General features: G+C 34.8%; 2 protein-coding genes and 1 other annotated feature (1 of these 3 cut by a window edge). Both genes read right to left on the bottom strand.

What is annotated here, in order from left to right; genetic code table 11:
* Positions 1-231, bottom strand: the start of a protein-coding gene (locus A2255_06075) for a hypothetical protein (protein OGI22954.1). Its footprint begins 765 nt before the window's first position; 231 of the gene's 996 nt are visible here — the first part of the coding sequence; the start codon lies at positions 229-231; its stop codon lies beyond the left edge, outside the window.
* A gap of 142 nt (positions 232-373) precedes the next feature.
* Positions 374-1,645 (bottom strand): methionine adenosyltransferase, encoded by a 1,272-nt coding sequence (locus A2255_06070; GenBank protein OGI22953.1) that lies wholly within the window; start codon positions 1,643-1,645, stop codon positions 374-376.
* 91 nt (positions 1,646-1,736) lie between these two features.
* Positions 1,737-1,850, bottom strand: a binding site (SAM riboswitch class I).
* Positions 1,851-2,151 lie beyond the last annotated feature (301 nt).

Below are 2,151 nucleotides of genomic sequence, written 5' to 3'. Positions count from 1 at the left end.
CTGCTCGAGAACGTATAATAGAAATCCCTTGGGTTCTGAATCTTCGAATAGCACAAAGCCTTTTAAAACGTCTTGAGTGGCTATGTTTTTAAAGTCTTCATATTCAAGGGGAGGAATATCAAATTTGTAATCAGTAGTTGATTTCACCTTGAAGTCTTCATACAATGCCTGTATTTGCTCAATATTATTGTTATTTAATTCTTCAACCTTTATAGTATGAATTTCCTGCATAACTAATTCTCTTTCCTGTTTAAGTCTAGTTATCTAATTTTAACTTTGAATTGACTTTAACACAACTTATTTCACCAAATAAAACTTTAATATAAAATGCAAAAGCACCCTCTAATTTAGAGGGTGCTTTACAGGTTTTTAACTATATATTAGCTAGTTCAGGTTGATTAAAATTTGCTTGCTGTTTTAACGTCTCAGCTTTATCAGTATGTTCCCAAGGTGTATCTATGTCAGTTCTACCTAAATGACCATAGGATGCAAGTAATCTATAGAAAGAACCACTATTTTTAGCTGGAAGGTTTCTTAGATCAAAGTTTCTAATGATTGCAGCTGGTCTTAAATCAAAGTTTTTGTCAACGAGTTCGCTAATTGCGTCGTCAGATATAACACCTGTACCGAATGTCTCAATCATAATAGATACAGGTTTAGCAACACCGATTGCATAGCCTAATTGAACTTCACATTTTTTAGCTAATCCAGCAGCTACAACATTTTTAGCAACATATCTTGCTGCATAAGCTGCACTACGGTCAACTTTTGTTGGATCTTTTCCACTGAAAGCGCCACCGCCATGACGTGAATAGCCACCGTATGTATCTACAATGATTTTACGACCAGTTAAACCAGCATCACCTTGTGGCCCACCAACTACGAATCTACCTGATGGGTTAATTAAGTATTTTGTAGATGCGTCAGGTTTGATTTTATCATTTTCAAAAACCGGCTCAATAACATATTTAATCATATCTTTGGCAATTATTTGTTGAACTTTAGCGTTGTCTGTTTCTCCATTAATAACAGGATCATGCTGAGTTGAAACTACTACGGTGTCAATTCTAGCTGGAATCCCATCTACATACTCAACTGTAACTTGTGTTTTACCGTCAGGTCTTAAATATGTTAATGTACCATCTTTTCTTACTTGAGCAAGTTTTAGTGCGAGTCTTTGAGCAAGACTGATAGGTAATGGCATTAATTCAGGGGTTTCATCACAGGCAAATCCAAACATGATTCCCTGATCACCAGCGCCTATTTCATTAATATCTTTTTCACTTGGTAATCCACGAGATTCAAGGGCTATATTAACGCCACCTGCAATATCGGGTGATTGTTCGTCTATGCTTGTTAAAACAGCACATGTTCTAGCATCAAAACCGCCGCTAGAACTTCCAATGTAACCAATTTGTTCTACAGTATTTCTTACTACACGTGAAATATCAACATAGCATTCAGATGTAATTTCTCCTGAAACTAAAACCATACCAGTTGTAACAGAAGTTTCAGCAGCTACTCTTGAATTAGGGTCTTGAACAAGAAAAGCATCTAAGATAGCATCTGAAATCTGATCGCATACCTTATCTGGATGCCCTTCTGTTACCGATTCTGAAGTAAATAAAAACCTTTTAGATGTCATAATGTGCTCCTTCTATAAAAAATAACCTCATACACTTATCAAGTACATAGAGGTTATAGTTGGTATTATAAGGATTAATTCTTATTTTACCAACTTATCTACCAGGCGTATCCTGCTGGAATTAGCACCTTTTAAGAAATATTTTTCTTAGAGGTTGCCGGGCTTCTTCGGGCCAGTCCCTCAGCCACTACATTACCTATAAATCATTTATTTTAGATATTTTTTTATTAAAGGTAATGTTGCTCTTGATAAGTTGTATATTATGAATGTTAGAATAAATGGAATTAATGGTCAAGAACTAAAAGAATAATTTAATATTTTCAATATTAAATATATTTTTGCATATGTCATGAAATTCTTCTAACTTTATAAGGACGCAATAAAAAATGCGTAAGTATTTTTTATTGCTCGATTATTTACCGGTTATAAGAAGCAGGCTACAAAAATACCTATTGGATTAGAATGAGTTTTGTTTTCGGTCCAGACCAGCGAAGCTGCTCTTCCCG

Source organism: Candidatus Melainabacteria bacterium RIFOXYA2_FULL_32_9, from assembly GCA_001784615.1.
Classification (GTDB): domain Bacteria; phylum Cyanobacteriota; class Vampirovibrionia; order Gastranaerophilales; family UBA9579; genus UBA9579.
This window is presented reverse-complemented; position numbering and strand designations above follow the sequence as displayed.

Excerpts from the sequence above, each read along its gene's own strand:
- A2255_06070 (OGI22953.1), bottom strand. The coding sequence starts at position 1,645 with ATGACATCTAAAAGGTTTTTATTTACTTCAGAATCGGTAACAGAAGGG.